Source organism: Nocardioides yefusunii (assembly GCF_004014875.1).
GTDB lineage: Bacteria > Actinomycetota > Actinomycetes > Propionibacteriales > Nocardioidaceae > Nocardioides > Nocardioides yefusunii.
Window position 1 is genome coordinate 1,625,342 of the sequence record NZ_CP034929.1, and the last position, 16,849, is coordinate 1,642,190.

The 16,849-nt window shown below is 68.4% G+C and carries 22 protein-coding genes and 1 riboswitch; of the genes, 19 read left to right on the forward strand and 3 right to left on the reverse strand.

What is annotated here, in order from left to right; genetic code table 11:
• Positions 1–34: 34 nt before the first annotated feature.
• The 3 genes from EOV43_RS07365 to EOV43_RS07375 all read left to right on the forward strand — a co-directional run bounded on the left by EOV43_RS07365 (position 35) and on the right by EOV43_RS07375 (position 2,834).
• Complete coding sequence (locus EOV43_RS07365) at positions 35–688, forward strand: neocarzinostatin apoprotein domain-containing protein (RefSeq protein ID WP_128220615.1); 654 nt, start codon at positions 35–37, stop codon at positions 686–688.
• A complete protein-coding gene (locus EOV43_RS15575; RefSeq protein ID WP_206611423.1) occupies positions 688–2,022 on the forward strand; it encodes a hypothetical protein in 1,335 nt (444 codons plus the stop codon). The genes EOV43_RS07365 and EOV43_RS15575 overlap by 1 nt, the downstream gene beginning before the upstream one ends.
• A gap of 134 nt (positions 2,023–2,156) precedes the next feature.
• Complete coding sequence (locus EOV43_RS07375; RefSeq protein WP_128220617.1) at positions 2,157–2,834, forward strand: hypothetical protein; 678 nt, start codon at positions 2,157–2,159, stop codon at positions 2,832–2,834.
• An 84-nt stretch (positions 2,835–2,918) separates the two neighbouring features.
• Here the strand turns inward: EOV43_RS07375 and EOV43_RS07380 are convergent, their stop codons facing one another.
• The gene (locus EOV43_RS07380; RefSeq protein WP_128220619.1) at positions 2,919–3,782 is read right to left on the reverse strand and encodes an NAD-dependent epimerase/dehydratase family protein; all 864 of its coding nucleotides are present in this window, start codon (positions 3,780–3,782) and stop codon (positions 2,919–2,921) included.
• Positions 3,779–4,597 carry a hypothetical protein gene (locus tag EOV43_RS07385; RefSeq protein WP_164878767.1) on the reverse strand — a complete coding sequence of 273 codons (819 nt, stop codon included), beginning with the start codon at positions 4,595–4,597 and terminating at the stop codon, positions 3,779–3,781. Before EOV43_RS07385 ends, EOV43_RS07380 begins: the two co-directional genes overlap by 4 nt.
• A 45-nt stretch (positions 4,598–4,642) precedes the next feature.
• Here EOV43_RS07385 and EOV43_RS07390 point away from each other — a divergent pair, with 45 nt between their 5' ends.
• The 5 genes from EOV43_RS07390 (at position 4,643) to EOV43_RS07410 (ending at position 7,607) form a co-directional block, all read left to right on the forward strand.
• Positions 4,643–4,978 (forward strand): antibiotic biosynthesis monooxygenase family protein, encoded by a 336-nt coding sequence (locus EOV43_RS07390; protein ID WP_128220623.1) that lies wholly within the window; start codon positions 4,643–4,645, stop codon positions 4,976–4,978.
• Positions 4,975–5,694 carry an alpha/beta fold hydrolase gene (locus tag EOV43_RS07395; protein WP_128220625.1) on the forward strand — a complete coding sequence of 240 codons (720 nt, stop codon included), beginning with the start codon at positions 4,975–4,977 and terminating at the stop codon, positions 5,692–5,694. The genes EOV43_RS07390 and EOV43_RS07395 overlap by 4 nt, the downstream gene beginning before the upstream one ends.
• Positions 5,695–5,704: 10 nt before the next feature.
• The gene (locus EOV43_RS07400) at positions 5,705–6,424 is read left to right on the forward strand and encodes a FadR/GntR family transcriptional regulator (protein WP_164878766.1); all 720 of its coding nucleotides are present in this window, start codon (positions 5,705–5,707) and stop codon (positions 6,422–6,424) included.
• Positions 6,425–6,494: 70 nt separating this feature from the next.
• Positions 6,495–6,764 (forward strand): hypothetical protein, encoded by a 270-nt coding sequence (locus tag EOV43_RS07405; RefSeq protein ID WP_128220629.1) that lies wholly within the window; start codon positions 6,495–6,497, stop codon positions 6,762–6,764.
• Between the two features lie 78 nt (positions 6,765–6,842).
• Entirely contained in the window at positions 6,843–7,607 is a 765-nt protein-coding gene (locus EOV43_RS07410; RefSeq protein ID WP_164878765.1) for a VOC family protein, read from the forward strand.
• 88 nt (positions 7,608–7,695) lie between these two features.
• Here the strand turns inward: EOV43_RS07410 and EOV43_RS07415 are convergent, their stop codons facing one another.
• Positions 7,696–8,499, reverse strand: coding sequence for an SDR family oxidoreductase (locus EOV43_RS07415; RefSeq protein ID WP_164878764.1), 804 nt, complete (start codon positions 8,497–8,499; stop codon positions 7,696–7,698).
• Positions 8,500–8,646: 147 nt separating this feature from the next.
• On the opposite strand from EOV43_RS07415, the gene EOV43_RS07420 reads away from it, so the two are divergent.
• The 11 genes from EOV43_RS07420 (at position 8,647) to EOV43_RS07470 (ending at position 16,692) form a co-directional block, all read left to right on the forward strand.
• Positions 8,647–9,621 (forward strand): oxygenase MpaB family protein, encoded by a 975-nt coding sequence (locus EOV43_RS07420; RefSeq protein ID WP_164878763.1) that lies wholly within the window; start codon positions 8,647–8,649, stop codon positions 9,619–9,621.
• Between the two features lie 41 nt (positions 9,622–9,662).
• Positions 9,663–10,358 (forward strand): acyltransferase, encoded by a 696-nt coding sequence (locus tag EOV43_RS07425; RefSeq protein ID WP_239022261.1) that lies wholly within the window; start codon positions 9,663–9,665, stop codon positions 10,356–10,358.
• Between the two features lie 131 nt (positions 10,359–10,489).
• Positions 10,490–11,200, forward strand: coding sequence for a CDP-alcohol phosphatidyltransferase family protein (locus EOV43_RS07430; RefSeq protein ID WP_128220637.1), 711 nt, complete (start codon positions 10,490–10,492; stop codon positions 11,198–11,200).
• Positions 11,200–12,258 (forward strand): DUF881 domain-containing protein, encoded by a 1,059-nt coding sequence (locus tag EOV43_RS07435; RefSeq protein ID WP_128220639.1) that lies wholly within the window; start codon positions 11,200–11,202, stop codon positions 12,256–12,258. Before EOV43_RS07430 ends, EOV43_RS07435 begins: the two co-directional genes overlap by 1 nt.
• A complete protein-coding gene (locus EOV43_RS07440; RefSeq protein ID WP_128220641.1) occupies positions 12,255–12,584 on the forward strand; it encodes a small basic family protein in 330 nt (109 codons plus the stop codon). Before EOV43_RS07435 ends, EOV43_RS07440 begins: the two co-directional genes overlap by 4 nt.
• 7 nt (positions 12,585–12,591) lie before the next feature.
• The gene (locus tag EOV43_RS07445) at positions 12,592–13,485 is read left to right on the forward strand and encodes a DUF881 domain-containing protein (RefSeq protein WP_239022262.1); all 894 of its coding nucleotides are present in this window, start codon (positions 12,592–12,594) and stop codon (positions 13,483–13,485) included.
• A gap of 72 nt (positions 13,486–13,557) precedes the next feature.
• The gene (gene gcvH, locus EOV43_RS07450; RefSeq protein ID WP_128220643.1) at positions 13,558–13,941 is read left to right on the forward strand and encodes a glycine cleavage system protein GcvH; all 384 of its coding nucleotides are present in this window, start codon (positions 13,558–13,560) and stop codon (positions 13,939–13,941) included.
• 114 nt (positions 13,942–14,055) lie between these two features.
• Positions 14,056–14,562, forward strand: coding sequence for an FHA domain-containing protein (locus tag EOV43_RS07455; protein ID WP_128220645.1), 507 nt, complete (start codon positions 14,056–14,058; stop codon positions 14,560–14,562).
• A 14-nt stretch (positions 14,563–14,576) separates the two neighbouring features.
• Positions 14,577–15,320, forward strand: coding sequence for a transcriptional regulator FtsR (gene ftsR / locus EOV43_RS07460; RefSeq protein ID WP_206611424.1), 744 nt, complete (start codon positions 14,577–14,579; stop codon positions 15,318–15,320).
• A gap of 85 nt (positions 15,321–15,405) precedes the next feature.
• Positions 15,406–15,846, forward strand: coding sequence for a bifunctional nuclease family protein (locus EOV43_RS07465; protein ID WP_465263376.1), 441 nt, complete (start codon positions 15,406–15,408; stop codon positions 15,844–15,846).
• A gap of 261 nt (positions 15,847–16,107) precedes the next feature.
• Complete coding sequence (locus EOV43_RS07470) at positions 16,108–16,692, forward strand: MerR family transcriptional regulator (protein ID WP_128220649.1); 585 nt, start codon at positions 16,108–16,110, stop codon at positions 16,690–16,692.
• Between the two features lie 50 nt (positions 16,693–16,742).
• Positions 16,743–16,835: riboswitch (glycine riboswitch) on the forward strand.
• Positions 16,836–16,849: the final 14 nt, after the last annotated feature.

Genomic DNA, 16,849 nt, shown 5'->3' on the forward strand with positions numbered 1-16,849 from the left:
CGAGCACACGTGATCGTCACCACGAGGAGTACCAGTGAGAAAGACACCGAAGAAGCTCACCAGGGCGTTCGCCGGAGTTGCGGGCCTCGCGCTCGTCGGTTTCGCAAGCCCCGCCTTCGCGGCCGCCACCCTCGAGGTCAGCAAGACCACCGGTCTCGCCGACGGCGACCAGATCACCGTGTCGGGCACCGGCTTCAAGCCGGGCCTGGCCAGCATCGCCGTGGGCCAGTGCAAGGAAGGCATGACCGGTCCGGTCGACTGCAACACCGCCACCGGTGCCACCTTCGTGACCGCTGACGCCAACGGCAACATCAAGGAACTCTCCCTCGTCATGAAGGAGGAGTTCAAGGGCATCAACTGCTCCACGCAGAAGTGCATCATCGGCGCGCAGCCGCTCCCCAACGCTGTCGACGCCGAGACCCTGAAGGCCAACACGGTCTACTACGACATCTCCTTCGGCGCTGCCGCTGCTGACCCGGCCCCGGCCGAGACCCCTGCTCCGGCCCCTGCTCCGGCCCCGGCCCCGACTCCGGGCGACACCACCACGAGCACCACTGCTGCTGGGGAGCTCCCCAAGACCGGTGCCGGTGAGACCCTCGGTCTCGCCCTCGGCGGCGGCCTGCTCCTGCTCGCCGGTGGCGTTGCGGCTCTCCGCATGACCCCGCGTCGCAACGAGGGTGTCGCCTGATGACCCTCAAGCGCAGCCTGGCTGCTTCCGCGGTGGCGGTCCTGGCCGCTGGTTCGGTCTCCCTCGGTTCCCCCGCGCAGGCGGCTGACGCCAAGGTCGAGGGCAAGGTGACGTTCCACTGCACCATGCCCGACTTCAAGGACGCCGAATTCGACTACGAGGCGACCATCAAGGTGGAGGCCCTGCGTGCCACGCCGGACGCCACGGACGTCACGATCGTCATGAGCACCAGCGACATGCCCGGCGTGGTGCCGTCCTTCATCTCGATGAAGGACGCCGCCGCCTCGGTCACGTTCACCGGTACCGCCGACGGCAAGCCGATCACGCTCGCCAGCAACGGCAACACCGACGTGAACCCCAGCAAGAACGGCACCAAGGAGCCGGTGGTCCTGCCGGCCAACATCCAGGGCACGGTCTCCACCACGGCCTCCGACATCCAGCTGGACCTGTCGAGCTTCGCCTTCATGGTTGACGTGGTGGGTGACACCTGCACCTACAAGTCGGGATCGATTCCGGTGTTCAGCCCGGTCGTGGGCGCAGCCCCGGAGCCGGCGCCGACCCCCACGCCGACTCCGACCCCCACGCCGACTCCGACCCCCACGCCGACTCCGACCCCCACGCCGACTCCGACCGACGGGCCGACCGAGCCGCCCAAGGAGGAGGGCAAGGAGGGCGTTCCCGCCAGCGGGAACGCCTCGTTCAGCTGCCTGCTGAAGCCCTTCGAGTCGGACTTCGTCTACGAGGGTGAGATCGCGATCTCCGGAGCGCGTGCGACGGCGGACGACACCACGGTCCAGCTCGCCGGAACCTTCCCGAAGATCCCCGGCATCGCCCCGGTTCCGATCGACGGCGGCTCGATGACGGTCACCGCCACCGGCACTGCCGGCGGCAAGGCGTTCGAGCTCACTGGCTCCAGCACGGTGAACGCTGAAGCCAACGCCCCGGTTGCGGTCCCGACTCTCAAGGGTTCGGTGGATCTGGCCGACGAGGAGGCCGAGGTCGAACTGAAGACCTTCGGCTTCGAGTTCGGCGAGATGATGAACCTCGTCATCACGGCTGACTGCGAGGTCACCAAGGGCGCCGTTCTCGGCGACATGGTCGTTGGCATCGGTGAACTCGATGACGAGGACGGCGAAGACAAGAACGGCAACGGCGATGCCGGTGCTGGTGCTGGTGCTGGTGGCGGTACGGGCACCACCGACACGACGGCCACCCTGCCGCGCACCGGTGGAGCTGACGCCATGCCGGTCATCGGTCTGTGGGCCCTGGCCTTCGGTGTCGCGGGCGCCGGCCTCCTGGTCTGGATGCCGCGCCAGCGTCGTTCCGCCAACTGAGCAACAACGTGACTCCTCGTCAGGAGTCATGAGTGAGGGACCTGCGGCCGCTGGCCGCGGGTCCCTCCTGTGTGAGAACAACCATTCCTGTGACGTGGCCGTGGGCTGCGCCGATGAATCGACGAGGAGAACAGATGTCCGTCAAGCGTGCTGCTGTCGCAACGACCCTGGGTCTTGCCGCCGCCTCCCTCGCCACCCAGGGGCTGGTGTCAGGTGCCGTTGCCGCCGACAGCCGTGGGGTGTCGGGTGAGGTCAGCCTGGACTGCCTGCTCCAGCCCTTCGTGGAGGGTTTCCGCTACGAGGGTCCGATGGCCGTCAAGGCATCTCGAGTGGGGGACTCCTACGAACTCCTGGCCCAGATGCCCAGCATTCCGGGCATCGCCCCGGTGGCCATCGACGGAGGTCGCATGCGTGTCGTCCTCGAGGGTTCGGTGGGCAAGGAGCCGTTCACGCTCACCGGGACCCGCTCGGTGGACGCCGAGGCCTCGTCGCCGGTGCCGGTTCCTGATCTCGTCGGGACGATCCCGGCGATCGACGGCGACGTGGAACTGTCGAAGTTCACCTTCGAGTTCGACGAGATGATGGGTCTCACCATCGAAGCCGGCTGCGACCCGTGGAAGGCGACCGGGCTCGGTGAGTTGACTGCCGGCGCTGAGCCCGGTGCGGTGACGTCCACCGAGGAGGCCTCCGCCGACGTCATCACCGTCGACGACGAGGGCTCCGCGATGCCGCTGATCCTGGGTGGTGGCGCTGTCGTCCTGGCTCTCGGTGGCGTGGCTGCGTGGTTCGTCAGCCGTCGTCGTCCCGCCTGATCGGTTCGCGAACCGGTCTTGCTCCGGTCACGACGAAGGCCCCCGTCCATCAGGACGGGGGCCTTCGTCGTACTCAGGTGAGCGTCAGGCGTTCTTGAGCTCGTCGAGTGCGGGGTCGTACGACTTCGACGGGGTGAAGCCGGAGTCGATCAGCTTCTTGACCGAGATCGGCGACGTCGGTCCGGCGATCTCGCCGCGGTACTCGAGCGCGGGGAGGTCGTTGCGGAGCGAGATGGTGTCGAACAGCGTCGAGTTGGTCGGGGGGACCTCGTCGTGGGTGAGGTTGAAGACACCCTGCAGCTTGTTGACGATGGCGTGGACGGCAGCGTTCGCGGCGTCCTCGACCTGGAGGCGGTACAGCAGCGCGTCGCCCGAGAACGGCACGGAGCCGCCCAGGTACTGGTGCGCCATCTTGACCTTGTCCTCGATCGGCGGGTCACCCTCACCGAAGATGTCACCACAGCGGAGGACGGCCACACGCTCGCCCGCGGCGAGGTAGGTCTTCTCCATCAGGATGAAGTTGGCCGGGCTCGGGTCGTCCGAGTCGGTGACCGGGGCGTCCTCGGTGACGAGGTCGAGGTGGTTGGCGGCGTTGCCGTAGACCGACAGCGACGAGAGGCACACGATGTGGGCGTCGCCGGGGGCGGAGACCACGTTCTCGGCGGTGCCGACGAGGATCTCGCGGTAGGTCTTCGCGCGACCCTCGGGGGTCATGGACCCCTGTGCCGAGGGGCCGGCGGTGACGATGACGGCGTCGGCGGCCGCGACGGCAGCGTGCACGCCGTCACGGTCGGAGCCCTTGAGCACGATCGCGTTGCCGAAGCGCTCGGCCAGGGGGGCGACCTTCGCCTCGGTGGTGGTGGTGACCGTGACCTCGTGACCGAGACCGATCAGGCGCTCGGCCGCGGCGGAGCCGACGAAACCGGCTCCGATGACCAGGACCTTCATGCAAGTTCCTCCATCTGCTTGAAGCCGGCGCGGACTGCGACCAGCTCTTCGACCCTTGCGGCACCGAGGAACTTCTTCGAGAGTTCGTTCATCGGGTCGAGGGTGTATCCGTAGGTGCGGACCTTGTGGTCACGCTCTCGCAGGGCGGCACGCTCGGACGGGTCGGTGGCGACCGCGGTGCGGACGGCCTCCAACCACTTGTCGACGCGCGTGTTCACGACCTGACGCAGGGTGGCGACGACGTCCTCGGTCCGGTCGGCCACGTAGGAGTGGGCGACGGGGGAGAGGAAGGCGCGCATGTAGGAGCCATGGGAGACCGACCACGTGAAGCGGTCGTCGCCACGCAGTGCGAGGTAGTCCTCGTTCAGCGGCTCGTAGTACTTCTCCAGGTAGTCCACCTCGGTCATGAGGTCGCGACGGGGGACCAGCTCGGAGTAGAAGAAGATGTTGGGGATGGTGCCGAACACGAGGATCAGGTGGGGCACGTCGATGTGCGGTCCCAGCCAGACCTGCAGGTTCATGTCGAGGATCGAGTTGGTGCGGTTGCCGATCCAGGAGTGGACGAGCCACTCCGCGCCGGCGTCGGGGTCACCGACGAAGGTGTTCATCGAGCCTTCGTAGGACTTGTCCTCGGTGGCCCAGTACTCCAGACCCTCGCTGGAGGGGTGTGCCTGGACCGGGAGCTCGGCCACGATGCGTTCCTTGGCGTCGCTGAGGATCTCCCAGAACTGTGCCCACAACTCGGTGTTGTCGACGTCGGGGTTCTCCGCGAGGAACTCGTGGATGGTCTTGGTCTGACTCACTTTCTCGGCCATGGGACAGATTGTATAGATATATGATCTATCGCGAAGGGGGTTGGTGTGATCGTCGTCATCTCGCAAGCCTGGACGAAGCCCGAAGAGGCCCATGTCCACGCCTATGTACAGCTCAATGAAGAGTTCGGTCAGTTCTTCCGTGACCACCCCGGGTTCCGAGGCCGGCAGTTGGTCCGCGGCACCGAGGACCCGACGCACTTCACGCACCTGCGGTGGTTCGACACGCTGGAGGATTACGAGGAGTGCACGCGTCAGCAGGGTTACGTCGAGCACACGGTGAAGATGTACGAACACCTCGTGCCGTACGAGTCCTACCCCCGCGAGATCGTCGAGGTCGTGTTCGACGAGCGCCCGGCGCCGCACACCGGTGACCCGGCGTGAAGCGTCCGTTCCTGCTGGTGCACGGTGCCTTCCGTGGTGGCTGGTCCTGGGCGCGGGTGCGACCCGGCCTGGTTGCGGCGGGCCACGACGTGCATGCGCCGTCGTTGCCCGGGTGCGGTGAGCGGTACATCGAAGGGGAGGCAATCCTTTCCCTCGATGTCTGGGTCGATGCCCTGGAGCGTCTCGTCGTGGCCGAGGACCTGCATGAGCTCGTGCTGGTGGGCCACAGCCAGGGCGGCATCGTGACCGCAGCGCTCGCGGCGCGTGTCCCGGAGCGGATCGCGGTCCTCGTGCACCTGGATGCAGCAGTCCTGGCTCGCGGGGAACGCGCCGTCGACCTCACAGGTATGGGCGGGCATCTGCCCCCGCGTGACTTCTGGGTGCCCGCGCGCCCCCTGGTGGCGGCCGCGGACCTGGACGAGGAGACCGCCGCGTGGGCCTCGGCGCGACTGACGCCCACGCCGATGGGACCTTCGCTCGACGTCGTTCCCGACGTGCCCGAGGAGGTGGACGTACGCACCTGGTTCTGCTCGGGAACTCCGCAGGGATTCCCTTCGACGGTTTCGCGCCGGAGGATGGACGAGGCTGGCTTGGCCTATGACGTGCTCGACTGCGGCCACGACGCACCGCTCGTGGCTCCCGACCGCGTGGTGGAGGCACTCCTGGCCGCTGCTGACCTTTCCGAGCACTCGGGTGCGCGGCCCGAATCCCACTAAGGTTCCCTCCATGCCCTCTGCACCTGAGACCGGTCCTGCGTACCGGGCGGTCGCTGACGCCCTGCGGTCCCAGATCCTTTCCGGGGACCTGAAGTCCGGCGACCGACTGCCCACTGAGTCTGAGCTCTGCGAGCTGCACTCGGTCTCGCGCAGCACTGTCCGTGAGGCATTGCGGGCCTTGGCCACCGAGCGCCTCCTGGTCACGCGCCGCGGCGTCGCGGGAGGTTCGTTCGTGGCCGCCCCCGGCCCGGAGGAGATCGCGGGGCTTGTCCAGTCGAGCCTCTCCCTGCTGAGTGACTCCGACTCCGTCTCGGTGCAGTCGCTGCTGGAGGTGCGCCTGATGCTCGAGGTGCCTGCCGCGGGGCTGGCTGCGGCACGGCGTCGTGACGCGGACCTCGTCTCGCTGGAGTCGCACCTGTTCGACCCGGTCGCGACCGACCTGGAGTCGATGTTCACTGACAATCGCGACTTCCATCTGGGGCTGTTGCGGGGGGCTGCGAACCCGGTGCTGGAGGCGGTCGCCGCGCCGATCTACGGAGTGGTCTATGAAAGATTCGTCCGCCGGGAGGCGCCCGTGGACTTCTGGCGCTCGGTCGACCATGACCATCGCGCGATCCTCGATCGGGTACGGGCTGGTGACGTGGGTGGCGCCGAGGAGGCGCAGCGCGCCCATCTGGTGGACCTGGGGCCGACGTACGAGCGGATCGACGCCGAACGGCAGAGGTCCTGACGGCGGGTTCTTCCCACACGCCGCTCTTAACAGGATATATTTTGTGTTCCCTGATGTGTGAGGAGCAGTGATGAACAAGCGTTTCGGTCTCGCCCTGGCCGTGGCCGGCCTCGTCGGCGTCGGCGTCGTGGTGAAGAAGAAGCAGGCCTCGGCCAGCACCATCCCGACCGGTAAGCCCGTCGTTTCCTTCGCCGGCATCCCCACCGCCAAGAAGGTGCAGCTCCCGCTGCTGTGCCGTCTGCGCGGACACGGCTGGCGCATCCCGCGCAACCCCAAGCAGATGCCGCTCCGCAAGGCGTGCCAGAACTGCCAGCGCATCGACATTCCGCTCCCTCGCTGAGCCAGTCGTCGTGACCCGCAGGGCCGACGCCACCGCGGTGGCCTCGGCCCTGTGGTGTACCCACCCACCGGAGGAACCGTGACTCACCTGCCCCGCGTCAACCATGTCGGCATCTCGGTCGCCGACCTCGACGCCGCCCGTACCTTCTGGATCGACGGGCTCGGCGCTCTCGAGCACGGCGCCTTTTCTTGGCCGGTCGGCACCACGCCTGCTGACGACTCCCTCGCGACCAGCGGTACCGCCGCCGACGTGGTGCTGCTGCGCACCGACGCGGCCTTCATGGAGCTCTTCGCGTTCTCCTCGCCGACACCGCAACGGCGTGACCCGCGTCGTCCCGGCGTGGTCTCCCTGGCCTGGGCGGTCGAGGACCTCGCACTCGCCCGGTCCCGGGCCCTGGCGCACGGCGCGAGCATGGGGGAGCAGGCGCACCACGTCAGATGCCCCGACGGAACCGACGTCCACCTGGTCCTGGCCGGCGAGGGGCCCACGGGTCTCGTCGCGGTGCAGGTGCAGGTGGAGGCCGCGGCAGAGTTCCCCTACGGCGACGTCGCCGGACCGGTCGTGCTCGACGTGGTGGGTGGGGCACTCGCCCCGGACGCCACGGGCGGATCGAACGTCGACCTCGGCGTCAACCACATCTGCCTGGACGTCGACGACGCCCACGCGGCTCGCGCTGCCGGCCAGGTCGGGGGCCGGGTGCGGTGGCACCACGAGGTGACCGAGTCCAGCGGCGGGATCGCTGCGGTCTGCTACGGCACCACCCATGACGGTGTTCTGGTGGAACTGCTGGAGTCCCGCACCGAACAGGCGTTCTTCTCCCGGACCCGGCTCGGCTGCCCCTGAGTCCCCTGAAACGCCACGCACCAGTCAGAAGTGCTGCCGAAACCGAGGTTTCGGAGCACTTCTGACTGGTGCGTGAGAGGTCTGAGGCTCAGAGGCCGTAGCGAGCCATGACGTCGTTCTTCTTCGCGTAGCCCGGCGTCATGAAGCGCGTCGCGATCCGTCGGTTGGTGAGCCAGGAGATCTCCGAACCCGTCTTCGTGGTGGTCATGACCTCACTCACCAGGTACGGCGCCACGTCGTCGACGTGGTCGGAGAGGTAGTTCAGCGCCTTGCGCTGGGAGGAGACCTGCTCGGGGGCACGCTGGGCCTCGCGCAGCCAGCCGTCGGAGATCAGGATGCCGGGGCGGATCTGACCCACCAGGACCGGCGTCTCCTTGGACTCCTTGACCAGTGCACGCGTCAGCATGTCGAGACCGCGCTTGGTGGCGGAGTAGACGCCCATGCCCGGCCGCAGGCGTCCGTCACTGCCGCCTCCGAGGACGTTGAAGAGCTTGCCCGAGCCCTGGGCGGTCATGCCGCGCAGGGCGACCTGGGAGCCGAAGATGGTGCCGAGCATGTTGGTGCGCACCATGGCGTGCACGTCCGCGGGCTTGGTGTCCACGACCTTCTCGGTGGTGTGGGCGACGCCAGCGTTGTTGATCCACACGTCGACGCTGCCGTGCTGGGCGACGGCGTGGTCCCACAGAGCCTGGACGGCGTCGACGTCGGAGACGTCGGTGGCGAGGCCGGTGACGTGGCCGTTGCCCGGGGCGGCGACCAGTTCGGCCACCGCTGCGTCGACGGACTCCGCGCTGCGGCCCGAGACGACGACGTTGTATCCGTGGCGGCGGAACTCGCGGGCCATGGCGTGGCCGATTCCCTTGGTGCTTCCGGTGATGACTGCCGTGCTCAATGCTGCCTCCTGGTAGGGGAGCCAGAAATATATGCTGACATGTGGCATGGGTCACCCGCTTTGACAGATACCCACCGCGCACACTCCTTCCCCTCGCCACGAGGCCTCCCTAGGCTGCGAGTCCGTTCGCATCCACGGGAGACACACATGAGCCGCACGGGCATGGGACATGACGGCGGACTCTTCGCCCCCGACGCGCTGATCCGACATGTCCAGGCACACCACGTCGTCGGACAGACCTACGGTCAACGCGCCCTCGTCCTGGGGGCCACCAACCCCGTGCCCTACATCGGCACCAGCTCCTCCACCCTCGCCAAGGAACGCCCCTTCACCCGCCTCGCTGTCACCGCCAAGGCCTTCGAGACCGTCATCCTCGGCACCCGCGCCGACGCCGAACGCGTGCTCGCCCGGGTGCACCACATGCACACCCGGGTCCGAGGGACTCTCCCCGAGCAGGCCGGACTTCACCCCGCCGGCACCCCCTACGACGCCTTCGACCCCGAACTCATGCTCTGGACGATGGGCGTCCTCGCCGACTCGTCCCGCCGCTCCTTCGAAGCGTTCGTCAGACCGCTCGACACCGACGAACGCGACGCCCTCTGGCAGGACTGGATCACCTTCGGCACCCTCTTCGGCATGCCCCGCGACGTCGCCCCACGCACCGCAGCCGACTTCGACGACTGGATGGCCGAACACCTCACCTCCGACCGCTTCCACGTCACCCCCGAGGCCCGCGCCGTCGGGCGCGCCATCGTCACCGCCATGCCCGTCCCGGCACGCATGCGCCCAGGCGTACGAGCCACCAACTTCACCGTCATCGGGCTCCTCCCGCCCCGGGTCCGTGACGCCTTCGGGCTCGGCTGGGGCCGGGGACACCAACGCGTCCACGACGCCCTGGCCGCCAGTCTGTGGCTCTCCTCGCGCACGCTCCCGGCCCGAGTCCGGCTCGGCACCAACGCCCGACTGCTCGACATCGTGATCCGGTCCGAGGCAGAGGTTGTCGCCCGCGGGGGACGCACCATGCCCACTCTGGAGGCACCCACTCTGGAGGCACCCACTCTGGAGGCACCCACTCTGGAGGCACCCACTCTGGAGGCACCCACCCTCGACGCGCCCCCGTGAACGCCCCGCACGGGCCCCCGAGCCCCGGTAGGGTCCGCCGCGTGAACCGCCGTCAGCGTCTCGTCGCCGCCGCCCTGCACCGCGCCCACTCCTGGGCCGAACGGGCCGGAGCGATCGCGCCCGGCACCGCCCTCGGCGACAGTTTCGGCACCCTGGGCAGCGGCAGCTGCATCGCGTTCCCGCCGATGTCGCTCTTCGGGCAGCAGCACATGCACATCGGTGCCGGCACCATGATCGGACGCCGCGTCGTTCTCGGCGTCGGCTACGGCCCCGACGACGCCGCCGCGCCGCCGCGCGGCCTGGTGATCGGTGAACGTTGCGTGATCGGTGCCCGCAACACCATCACCGCGCACTCCTCCATCACGATCGGCGACGACGTGTGGTTCGGGATGGACGTCTTCGTCTCTGACGCCAACCACGGCTACCAGGACCCCGACACCCCGGTCGGACTCCAGTTCGGGCGACACGACCCGGTCTCCATCGGCTCAGGAAGCTGGCTCGGCCACGGAGTGGTGGTCCTGCCCGGCACCCACATCGGACGCAACGTCGTCGTCGGCGCCGGATCCGTGGTCCGCGGCCACGTCCCCGACCACAGCGTCGTCGTGGGAGCGCCGGCCCGCGTCGTGCGTCGCCACGAGCCGGGCCGGGGATGGGTCTCGGTCTCCCGGCCCGAGGACGTGCTCCCCGAAGTCAGCACAGCCGAGGTCGCGGCCGCGATCGGCGTCTTCCAGACCTGAGTCGGTGCGCCGTGCCGTCCCGGGCCTCCTCAACGGTGGGAACCCCGGCGATGCGGTGCGGTCGACGGGGTCCGGCTGGGTAGGCTTGGCTGGTCCGGTTCGTGGCCCGGACGGAGACGGAGGAGGGCGCAGTGGGGGAGAAGACGTCCTCGCGCGGTGACGTGGTCACGGTGCCCAACCTCCTCAGCGGGCTCCGACTGCTGCTCACACCGCTCTTCGTGTACCTGGTACTGGCGCGCGACGCCGAGGTGGCAGGCGCACTCGTCCTCCTGCTCGCCGGACTCACCGACTGGCTCGACGGCCGTCTCGCGCGCCGCCTCGGACACGACACCCGACTGGGTGCCGTGCTCGACGTCGTCGCCGACCGCGTCCACCTGGTCGCCGTCGCCTTCACGTTGGCCGCCCACGACGTCGTGCCGTGGTGGTTGGCCCTGTTGCTCCCGCTGCGGGACCTGCTCATGCTTGCACTGGTTCCCCTGCTGCGTTCGCGCGGACGCAGCGTGCTGCCCTCCCACCTGCTCGGAAAGGTCGCCTCGGCCCACCTCTTCCTCGCCTTCCCGCTCCTGCTCCTGGGCGGCGCCACTGCACCGGCCGGGGAGAGCCTCGCGGTGCTGGGCGCGGTACTGGGATGGGCGTTCGCGCTGTGGGGCCTGGGACTGCACTGGTGGACCGGCCTCCTCTACGGCTGGCAGGTGCGTGCTCTGCTCCAGCAGGCGCCCCCGGTCGCACGTGAACGCCGCCGTTCCCGGGCTCGCGCCACCAGCTCCAGGCGTCTCGCATCGATCTCGGCTCCGCAGGTGCCCGAGAGCCGTGCGGCCGCTGGGCGTCGGAGGGCGCAGTGATGCGCGAGTACGACGAGTTCGGCAACGAGTACGACCCCGAGTACGACGACGCCCCCGCCACGCGCACGATGCGGGTGCCCGCGCTTCCCCTGGAGGAGTACCAGCGCGCCGCAGGGGAGTCCGACGAAACCGACGCCGGGGCGCACACGCGCGGCGTCAGCGTCGCCGCCCCCCGAGGCACAGGACCCACCTACGCCGGCACCTCCACCGTCGTGATGCCCCTGCTCGACCTCGTCACCAAGCAGTCGATGGACGAGGACTACAGCCTCGTGGCCGCCCGACGCCGGGCCGCCGGACGTGCCCCCGGGCGACGCGGAGCCGACGACAACCAACGACGCATCGGCACTGCCGCCACCGTCGTCGTGGTCGCGATCAGTGCCCTGGTCGCCACCGTCGCCGGCGCCCAGACCTCACGCAATGCCGACGTCACCGCGCTGGGCAGGGCTGCCCTGGTCGAGCGCATCCAGATCGCCAAGGAGAACGTCCGCGAACTCCGTGCCACGGCCGGTGACATGACGGCTGCCAACGCCACGTTGGAGGAGAGCTCCCGGGCACTGCAGGCCGAGGAGGCCGCAGCGGCCGACCAGGTCCGTAGCCTCGGCACCCTCAGTGGGTTTCTTGCCGTCACCGGTCCGGGCATCCGGATCGTCGTCGACGACGGGCCGGGGGAGACCCGCAGGTCGAAGGTGCGCGACGACGACCTGATCTTCCTGGTCCAGGGCCTCTGGTCCGCGGGGGCCGAAGCGGTGGCCATCAACGGGCAGCGCCTCAGCGTGCTGAGCCCCATCCAGAACTCCGGTCAGGCGATCCACGTCAACGTGCGCCCCCTGAGCCCGCCGTACCGGGTGGAGGCCATCGGTGATCCCGACACGCTCGAGGGTGCGTTGCTCGCCAGCACGGGTGGCGCCACCTTCTACAATGTGGCCAACGAGCTCGGATTCGGCGTCAGCGTGGAGGACGTCGAGGTGCTCGAACTTCCTGCGACGCGGGTCCGCAGTCTGAGGCACGTCGAGAAACTGGACGACGACAAGTTGAGCAAGCAGGAGGACGACGAGTGATCGCCGCGATCGGACTCGCCCTGGGCGTGGTGCTGGGACTGTTGTTCCAGCCCGACATCCCGCTGGCGTTGGAGCCCTACGTCCCGATCGCGGTCGTGGCTGCGCTCGACGCCGTCTTCGGCGGCCTGCGGGCCCACCTCGACGGGATCTTCGACGACAAGGTCTTCGTCGTGTCCTTCGTCAGCAACGTCATCCTGGCCGCGATGATCGTGTTCGTCGGCGACAAGCTCGGCGTGACCGAACTGGCCACCGGCGTCGTCGTCGTCCTGGGCATCCGCATCTTCTCCAACGCCGCCGCCATCCGTCGTCACCTCTTCCACGCGTGATCAGTCGATGAGTGACCAGCGCGAGGACACCACCCCGGACGACACCACCCCGGACGACACCATCCCGGACGACACCATCCCGGACGACACCATCCCGGACGAGGCGCAGGCGGACGGCTCGGAGGTGACCTCGTTGATGCCGGCCGTCAGCGACGACCCCGCCGACGAGGCGCCGCGCGAGGGTGCCGGCGCGAAGTTTCGCCGGACCTTCTTCGCCGCCTCGCGCAGCCAGGTGATCGTCGGCGTGCTGCTCGCGCTGGTGGGCTATGCCGTGGTGATCCAGGTCCGCAGCACCGAGGAGGACTCGACCTACGAGGGTCGCCGCCAGGAGGACCTCATCCAGATCTTCAACGGTCTGACGGGCAATGAGGACCGCACCCGACGTGAGATCGACCGTCTCGACAAGGCGCGCCGTGACCTCCTGGTCGACACCAGCGCCCGCGAGGCGGCCGTGGAGCAGGCCAGGCAGCGCGTCGACGCCCTCAACATCCTCGCCGGACACGTCCCGGTCACCGGTCCGGGCCTGCGCGTCACCATCATCGGCGAGCAGGGAGTGTCCTTGTCGCTCCTGTTGGACATGGTCCAGGAGTTGCGCACCGCGGGTGCGGAGGCGATGGAGTTCAACGACTCCGTGCGTCTGGTCGCCTCGAGCCACTTCGACGTCGACGGTGCGGGCAACGTCTCCCTCGACGGCACCGCCCTGGGCTCGCCGTACGTCCTGGAGGCGATCGGTGAGTCGGCGACGCTGCACGCAGGCCTCGACTTCCCCTCCGGACCCATCCGCGAACTCGAGAAGATCGCAGGCGTCTCCGTCGACGTGGAGGAGTTGAGCAGGGTCGACATCACCAGCACGGTGGACGAGGACAGGCCGGTGTACGCCGAGCCGTCGGCGGGGCAGTAGCGTTGCCCTCGTCATGGGCCGTGCCTGCACGACCCATGACCACTGAACTTTTCGACGCGACAGGAGTCCGTGATGTACCCCGAGGACCTCAAGTACACCGCTGAGCACGAGTGGGTGCGCACCCCCGGCGAGCACGAGGGATCGGTGCGCATCGGCATCACCGACTTCGCCCAGGACGCCCTCGGCGACATCGTCTACGTCCAGCTCCCCGAGCTCGGTGACACCGTCACCGCCGGCGAGAGCTGCGGCGAGCTCGAGTCGACCAAGTCGGTCTCTGACATCTACGCCCCCGTGAGCGGCGAGGTCGTGGCCCGCAACGAGGCCCTCGATGCCACTCCTGAGCTCGTCAACAACGACCCCTACGCGGGCGGTTGGCTGATCGAGGTCGTCCCGAGCGACGCGGCCCAGGCCGACGCTCTCCTCGACGCTGCGGCCTACCAGGCCCTGCTCGGCTGAACCACCCACTCACGGTTGCCCCGGATGCTAGTTTCGGGGCAACCTTGAGTCTTCACCACAGGTGGGGACTCATCGCTTGGCCGGCCCGGCCAGGAAGATCGAATCGGAGGACAGATGCCGTTCTGCACGGCCTGCGGCAAGAACAACCCCGACGACGCCCGTTTCTGCTCCCAGTGTGGGACGCGGATCGCGGCCGCCGAATCGCCTGCGACCACCAGCGTGGAGTCCACTGCGACCATCGCCCCGGTGATCGACTCCCTCACCACGTCTGACCGCGACCTCAGTCCGGTCGACGCCGCTGCCGTGGACGCGCTCCCGGCCGGCTCGGCCCTGCTCGTGGTGCAGCGCGGTCCCGGCGCGGGCCAGCGCTTCCTCCTGGACGCCGACACCGTGAGCGCGGGCCGTCACCCCGACTCCTCGATCTTCCTCGACGACGTCACCGTGTCGCGTCGTCACGCGGAGTTCCACCGTGTCGAGGGCGCCTACCTGGTCAAGGACGTCGGCAGCCTCAACGGCACCTACGTCAACCGTGACCGGATCGACGACGTCGCCCTCAACACCGGCGACGAGGTCCAAATCGGCAAGTTCCGTCTCGTGTTCTTCGCCGGCCACGCCGGATGAGCGGAGGCGTCGAGATGGCCAGGGTCGCAGCCGCCGGTGAAGGTCAGCCGCGTGCGCTGATGAACATCGGCCAGGTCCTGGATCTGCTGCGTCCTGACTTCCCGGGAGTCACGATCCCCAAGATCCGGTTCCTCGAGGACAAGGGTCTGATCAAGCCCGAGCGCACCCCGGCGGGGTACCGGAAGTTCTCCGGCGTCGACGTCGACCGGCTGCGCTACGTGCTGCGCATGCAGCGTGACCACTACCTGCCGCTGAAGGTCATCGGCGAGCACCTGGCCGCGATCGACGCCGGCCACGAGCCGCCGCCGATCGAGTCGGTGGTGCCCACGGTGCCCAAGGTGGCCCTGGCCTCCGACGGTCTGCCGTCGGCGGAGTCGTTCGCGCGTCGTTCCGACGTGCGTCTCTCGCGTCGTGAGCTGGTCAAGATCGCCGAGATCGACGAGGAGTTCTTGGTCGAGCTCGAGGGGCATGCCTTGGTGCAGCCCCTGCGCGGGACTGGGCAGTACGACAGCGACGCCCTGCTGGTGGCGCGCACCGCCAAGGAGATGGCTGCCTTCGGCATCGAACCGCGTCACCTGCGCGCCTTCAAGGCCGCGGCCGATCGAGAGGCCGGTCTGGTCGAGCAGGTCACCGAACCGCTCAAGCGTGGACGCGACGCAGCGGCTGCCGCTCGCGCCCAGGAAGCGGCCAACGAGATCGCCGCACTGTCGGTGAAGCTCCACGCCACGCTCGTCAAGGCTCGTCTCCAGCGTTCCTGAACCCTTCCCGCCCCTGACGTTCGTGGGGGTGGGGAGTAGGGTTCATGGGGTGCGAGAGGTCGACGTTGTCGGAGTCCGGGTAGAGATGCCTTCGAACCAACCCATCGTGCTGCTGCGCGAGGTGGACGGGGAGCGTTTCGTCCCGATCTGGATCGGGGCCGTGGAGGCCACCGCCATCGCGTTCGCCCAGCAGGGCGTCATACCGCCGCGCCCACTCACCCACGACCTCATGCGTGACGTCCTGGAGGCCACCGGCCAGCGTCTCGACGAGGTCCGCATCGTCGACGTCAAGGACGGCGTCTTCCATGCCCTCCTCGTCTTCGCTTCCGGTGTCGAGGTCTCTGCGCGTCCCTCGGACTCGATCGCGCTGGCGTTGCGCACCGGCACCAAGGTGCTCGTGGCCGACGCCGTCCTGGAGGAGGCCGGCATTGCCGTCCCCGAGGAGGAGGACGACGAGGTCGAGCGGTTCCGCGAGTTCCTGGACCAGATCACGCCCGAAGACTTCGAGCGTCCCGTCGAGGACTGATCTCGCCGGATCCGAGCGTTCCGGACGTAAGTCCTCCGACTTCTGCAAGCCACTGCTGAGCCTGCATCTGGGTTAAACCTCAACAACAGGTTCAGGGTTTGGCGACACGCCGAGTGATGCCGTTGTCTTGGCGTGTTGCGGGACTTACCTTGAACTGTCTCCGTTGTAACTCAACCGACGGACCTGCTCGGGCGGGTCCACTTCCTTCCCCCGATAGGGTTACGCGCAGCGGAGTAGACGACGGAGGGTCCCGAAGTGGGCGTGAACAAGAACGAGCAGGACTCGGCAGTGCAGGTCGCTGCCGGCGTCGCTCAGGAGCAGGGTCTGCTCCTCAGTGACGACGCGTCCGCGCTGCCCAGTGACACCGGCTACCGCGGGCCCACTGCCTGCAGTGCCGCTGGTATCACCTATCGGCAGCTGGACTACTGGGCACGTACTGGCCTGGTCGAGCCCACCGTGCGTGGGGCGACCGGTTCTGGTTCGCAGCGCCTGTACTCCTTCCGCGACATCCTTCTGCTCAAGGTGGTCAAGCGTCTCCTCGACGCCGGCATCTCCCTGCAGCAGATCCGCACTGCCGTGCATCACCTGCGTGAGCGCGGCACCAGCGACCTCACCCGCGTCACTCTGATGAGCGACGGTGCCTCGGTCTACGAGTGCACCAGCAACGACGAGGTCATCGACCTCCTTCAGGGTGGTCAGGGAGTGTTCGGCATCGCCATCGGTGGTGTCTGGCGCGAGGTCGAGGGCACGCTCTCGGCGCTGCCCGGAGAGCGGATGTCCGCATCCGAGGCCCCGGCCGCAGGCGACGAACTTGCCGCTCGCCGAGCTCAGCGACGTATCAGCTGATATCGGACTGTGACCGAACGGTGCCCCGGATGATAGATTCCGGGGCGCTGTTTATTTCGACGGGAGAGTTCCGACTCCTGGTCGGCGCCGAAGGGGCAATTCCTCCCCGGAACCTCTCAGGCACAAAGGACCGTCCGAAGCAGGCGACTCTGAAGGT